A 5017-nucleotide genomic window follows, 5' to 3' on the forward strand; every position below is an offset into this window, starting at 1 on the left:
TAGGAGCTGCCGCAGGCTGCGATCTTTTGCTTTTGGCTGAATGAAGCCAACTGGCCACCCTCGCCACTTTCGCTGCAACCCTCTACCCTGAGTGCATTGGCAGACATTGATCCGCCGCCTCGGGACACTGAGCCTCATGTACAAAGATTTGAAGTTTCCGGTGTTGATCGTCCACCGCGACATCAAGGCCGACACGGTCGCCGGCGAGCGTATCCGGGGCATCGCCCGGGAGTTGGAGCAGGAAGGTTTCAAGATCGTTTCGGCCATCGACTACACCGAAGGGCGGTTGGTGGCGTCAACCCATCATGGTCTGGCGTGCATGCTCATCGCTGCCGAAGACGCCAGCACCAATTCCCATCTGTTGCAAAACATGGCCGAACTGATCGGTCTGGCGCGGGTTCGGGCTCCGGATCTGCCGATCTTCGCCCTGGGCGAACAGGTGACCCTGGAAAATGCCCCCGCCGATGCGATGGCCGAGCTCAATCAGTTGCGCGGCATTCTCTATCTGTTCGAAGACACGGTGCCGTTTCTCGCCCGGCAAGTGGCGCGGGCGGCGCGCAAGTACTTGGATGGCCTGCTGCCGCCTTTTTTCAAGGCGCTGGTGCAGCACACCGCCGACTCCAACTATTCCTGGCACACCCCCGGGCATGGCGGTGGCGTGGCCTACCACAAGAGTCCGGTGGGGCAGGCGTTTCACCAGTTCTTTGGCGAAAACACCCTGCGTTCGGATTTGTCGGTGTCGGTGCCGGAACTCGGTTCGCTGCTCGATCACACCGGCCCGTTGGCTGAGGCCGAAGAACGCGCAGCGCGCAATTTTGGCGCCGATCACACGTTTTTCGTGATCAATGGCACCTCGACTGCCAACAAGATCGTCTGGCACTCGATGGTCGGTCGGGATGATCTGGTGCTGGTCGATCGCAACTGCCACAAGTCGGTGCTGCACGCGATCATCATGACCGGCGCGATCCCGTTGTACCTGTGCCCCGAGCGCAATGAACTGGGGATCATCGGTCCGATTCCGCTGAGCGAATTCAGTCGCGAATCGATCCAGGCCAAGATCGACGCCAGCCCGCTGACCAAGGGCCGCGCGCCGAAAGTCAAACTGGCGGTGGTGACCAACTCGACTTACGACGGCCTGTGCTACAACGCCGAGCTGATCAAGCAGAGCCTGGGCAATAGCGTTGAAGTGCTGCATTTCGACGAGGCGTGGTATGCCTACGCGGCGTTTCACGAGTTCTTCGCCGGGCGCTATGGCATGGCCACCTCGCGCACAGAGGACAGCCCACTCGTGTTCACTACACATTCCACGCACAAGCTACTCGCTGCGTTCAGCCAGGCCTCGATGATTCACGTACAGGACGGTGGTGCGCGGCAACTGGACCGTGATCGTTTCAACGAAGCGTTCATGATGCACATCTCGACCTCGCCGCAATACAGCATCATCGCCTCGCTGGACGTGGCCTCGGCCATGATGGAAGGCCCGGCCGGGCGCTCGCTGTTGCAGGAAACCTTCGATGAGGCGCTGAGTTTCCGTCGCGCGCTGGCCAATCTGCGCCAGCACATTGCGGCGGATGACTGGTGGTTTTCGATCTGGCAGCCGCCCGGCGTCGAAGGCATCGACCGGGTGCAGACCGAAGACTGGCTGCTGCAGCCGGACGCCGACTGGCATGGCTTCGGTGAAGTCAGCGACGACTACGTGCTGCTCGACCCGATCAAAGTGACCCTGGTCATGCCCGGATTGAATGCCGGCGGCGCGCTGAGCGAGAAGGGCATCCCGGCGGCGGTGGTCAGCAAATTCCTCTGGGAGCGCGGATTGGTGGTGGAGAAGACCGGGCTGTATTCGTTCCTGGTGTTGTTCTCGATGGGCATTACCAAAGGCAAGTGGAGCACGCTGCTCACCGAGTTGCTCGAATTCAAACGCAGCTACGACGCCAACGTCAGTCTGGCGAGCTGCCTGCCTTGCGTGGCGCAGCAAGACACCGCGCGCTATCGCGGCATGGGCCTGCGTGACCTGTGCGATCAACTGCACGCCTGTTACCGCAGCAACGCCACGGCCAAGCATCTGAAACGCATGTACACGGTGTTGCCGGAAATCGCCATGAAACCGGCCCACGCCTACGATCAACTGGTGCGCGGCGAGGTCGAGGCGGTGCCGATCGATGAGCTGGAAGGACGGGTCGCGGCGGTGATGCTGGTGCCGTATCCACCGGGGATTCCGTTGATCATGCCCGGCGAGCGCTTCACCGAGGCAACCCGCTCGATCATCGACTACCTGAAATTTGCCCGCACGTTCGATAGCAGCTTTCCCGGTTTTGTCGCTGATGTGCATGGACTGCAACATGAAGATGAAGGCAATGGACGGCAGTACACCGTCGATTGCGTCAAGGAATGAGGACTTTTCCGAGTATGCAACCGGTCATGAATCCAAAATACCCAGGACTGTCGGTGCGCGTTGCCGACGATGGTTTTGCGGCGTACATCTGGGGCAGCGACTTCAGTTTCGAGGTGGCTGCGTATGGCGCGGCAGCCATTGGCCAGCCGGTCGAGCGCTGGGCGGTGACGCCGATCGTGCCGTACCGCAAGTGCTACGGCATCGATCCTGAAGAGTTCAGCAGCTATCGCGACGCCGCCGACAGCGCGATTTTCATGGCGTATCTGGACGACGAACCGGTCGGCCATCTGGTGATCAGCACCAACTGGAACGGTTTTGCCCACATCGATGAATTGGCGGTGCACGCACCGGCGCGCCGCCATGGCGTCGCCAAGGCGTTGCTGGATGTCGCGCAGTTCTGGAGTCGCAAGAAGAAGCTGCCGGGGATCATGCTCGAGACGCAGAACAACAACCTCGGTGCCTGTCGTTTGTACGAACGTTGTGGCTACGAGATTGGCGGTATCGACCATTTGCGTTATCGCGGGATAGACCCGAATACCGCCGAAATTGCGCTGTTCTGGTATCGACTGTTCGATAACCCGCTGGAAAACCCGCTCAGCTCGCCAGCATCGCCTCGGCTTGTTCCGTGACGATCGCCAACAGCGTTTGAATTGCAGCCGGCGTGGCGTTGTGTCGGTAGCTCAGGGCATACAGGCTGATCGGCACCGCCGGTGACAACGGGCAGACGTCCAGGCCGCCCGCCCTTGCACCGAGCGCAGTGAACGGGTCGACGATGGCCAGGCCTTCGCCGGCCTCGACCATGCTGCGCATCATCTGATGGGTTTGCACCCGGGTCTGGATGCTCGGCGCCGGGCGCAGGGCCTGGAGCTTGTTTTCCAGCGCCGGGCTCAGCGGGTCGTGGCCTTCGAGGCCGACCATCGCCTGGCCGGCGAGGTCCTGCAGGGAAATGTACTTCTGCTTCGGTTGCAGCCAGCCGTGCGGCGCGAGCAGTTGCAGCTTGCCGTGGGCCAATGGCTGGCAGTGGATGTCGGGGTGTTCCGGATCGTGCAGGCTCAGGCCCAGATCGCTTTCGCGCAGCAGCAGGCTGCGAACGATGTCGCACGTGGGCGAGCTGAGCAAGCGGCAGGGCGCATCGGGCAAACGTCGGCGCAACAGCGCGATGCTTTGCGGCAACAGCTGTTGTGCCAGCGGCGGGGTGCCGATGATGCGCAGGGGCGGAGCGAGGTATTGCTTGAGGCTGCTGGCCAGACGCTGCACCGGCTCCAGCGCCTGATAGACGTGAGCAATTTCCACCTGCAGCGCCCGCGCTTCGGGCGTTGATTGCAATCGACCGCGCACGCTGGCGAACAGCATGAACCCCAACTCGCTCTCGGCTTCGCGCAAACGCTCTTCGACGTCAGTCACCGGGAGCTGCAGCCATTCGGCGGCGGTGCCCAGGTGACCGGTCTGCAAGAGCGCCTGAATCACTTCGATATGACGTAAACGCATGCGTGAAGTCCATGTTCAGCAGGTGGGGTCAGTGGCTGAATCCTACCCCAAGTCTGCGCATATGACTTCTGCTCATAACGCGCGGTTATTGAGCGACGGTTGGCTCGGGTTCGCGGATCAGGGTGATGTCCGACTGAACCAGCAAAAACTCATTGTCACTGAGTTTCTTGACTCGATCGCCAATCGCCAGTTTGTAGGTGGTGACAGGCTCCATGCCGGTGAAACCGTCTGCCGACGGGGTGGATTCCTGGAACTCATGCACGGAATAAACGCGGCCTTCCGCATCTCTTGCATGGAACTGACCGACGAGTACTGCTGCCATCTGCTTAGAACCTCTGGAGATAAAACGCTTGATTTGCGGCTTGGTAGACCGTCATCAAGCCCTGTAAGTTTTCCTGCAGGAAAAAAATAATCAGCACGGAAGAATTTCCTGCGCACGCTGGTGAAACGGTCATCGAATCATCTATAACTACTGGCTCTTCCCACGGACAGTCGAGAGTCTTCCATGAGCAATGTCTACAACGTCGCTGTAGTCGTCGGCAGCCTGCGCAAAGCATCGATCAACCGCAAAGTGGCGCTGGCACTGGCCGAGCTGGCACCGGCGAACCTGAAACTGAAGATTGTCGAAATTGGCGATCTGCCGCTTTACAACGAAGACATCGACGGCGATTCACCGCCGGCAGCCTACAGCACTTTCCGCCAGCAGGTGGGCTCTTCCGACGCGGTGCTGTTTGTCACCCCGGAATATAACCGCTCGGTGCCGGCGCCTTTGAAGAATGCGATTGACGTGGGTTCACGGCCTTATGGCAAAAGCGTCTGGAGCGGCAAGCCGGGGGCGGTGATCAGCGTGTCGCCGGGGGCCATTGGCGGTTTTGGCGCCAACCAGCACCTGCGCCAGTCTTTCGTGTTTCTCGATGTGCCGTGCATGCAGCAGCCGGAAGCGTACCTGGGCGGTGCGGGCTCGGCGTTTGACGAGGGGGGCAAATTGAGCGAGTCGGTCAAGCCGTTCCTGCAAAATTTCATCAATGCGTATGGGACATTTGTGGAACAACACAAAAAATAATCGGGTCAGAGCTGCGGCTTGAGAAAATCCTGTGGGAGCGAGCCTGCTTGCGAAAGGGCCATCAGCCACACCTC

General features: G+C 60.4%; 5 protein-coding genes. 3 read left to right on the forward strand and 2 right to left on the reverse strand.

Annotated elements, in window-relative coordinates; all coding sequences use genetic code 11:
• Window positions 1-136: 136 nt before the first annotated feature.
• Together HT737_RS27085 and HT737_RS27090 are read left to right on the forward strand one after the other, a co-directional pair.
• Window positions 137-2392: an Orn/Lys/Arg decarboxylase N-terminal domain-containing protein gene (locus HT737_RS27085; protein WP_182404360.1), complete on the forward strand. Its 2256-nt coding sequence runs from the start codon at window positions 137-139 to the stop codon at window positions 2390-2392.
• 14 nt (window positions 2393-2406) lie between these two features.
• Window positions 2407-3021, forward strand: a complete 615-nt coding sequence (locus HT737_RS27090; RefSeq protein ID WP_047293708.1) for a GNAT family N-acetyltransferase — start codon at window positions 2407-2409, stop codon at window positions 3019-3021.
• Here HT737_RS27090 and HT737_RS27095 read toward each other — a convergent pair.
• Both HT737_RS27095 and HT737_RS27100 read right to left on the reverse strand, forming a co-directional pair.
• Window positions 2987-3880: a LysR substrate-binding domain-containing protein gene (locus HT737_RS27095; protein ID WP_182404361.1), complete on the reverse strand. Its 894-nt coding sequence runs from the start codon at window positions 3878-3880 to the stop codon at window positions 2987-2989. The genes HT737_RS27090 and HT737_RS27095 overlap by 35 nt on opposite strands.
• An 85-nt stretch (window positions 3881-3965) precedes the next feature.
• Complete coding sequence (locus HT737_RS27100) at window positions 3966-4202, reverse strand: hypothetical protein (RefSeq protein ID WP_041067263.1); 237 nt, start codon at window positions 4200-4202, stop codon at window positions 3966-3968.
• Between the two features lie 183 nt (window positions 4203-4385).
• On the opposite strand from HT737_RS27100, the gene HT737_RS27105 reads away from it, so the two are divergent.
• Entirely contained in the window at window positions 4386-4943 is a 558-nt protein-coding gene (locus HT737_RS27105; protein ID WP_182404362.1) for an NADPH-dependent FMN reductase, read from the forward strand.
• Window positions 4944-5017 lie beyond the last annotated feature (74 nt).

The organism is Pseudomonas sp. MD195_PC81_125 (assembly GCF_014060985.1).
Taxonomy (GTDB): domain Bacteria; phylum Pseudomonadota; class Gammaproteobacteria; order Pseudomonadales; family Pseudomonadaceae; genus Aquipseudomonas; species Aquipseudomonas parakoreensis.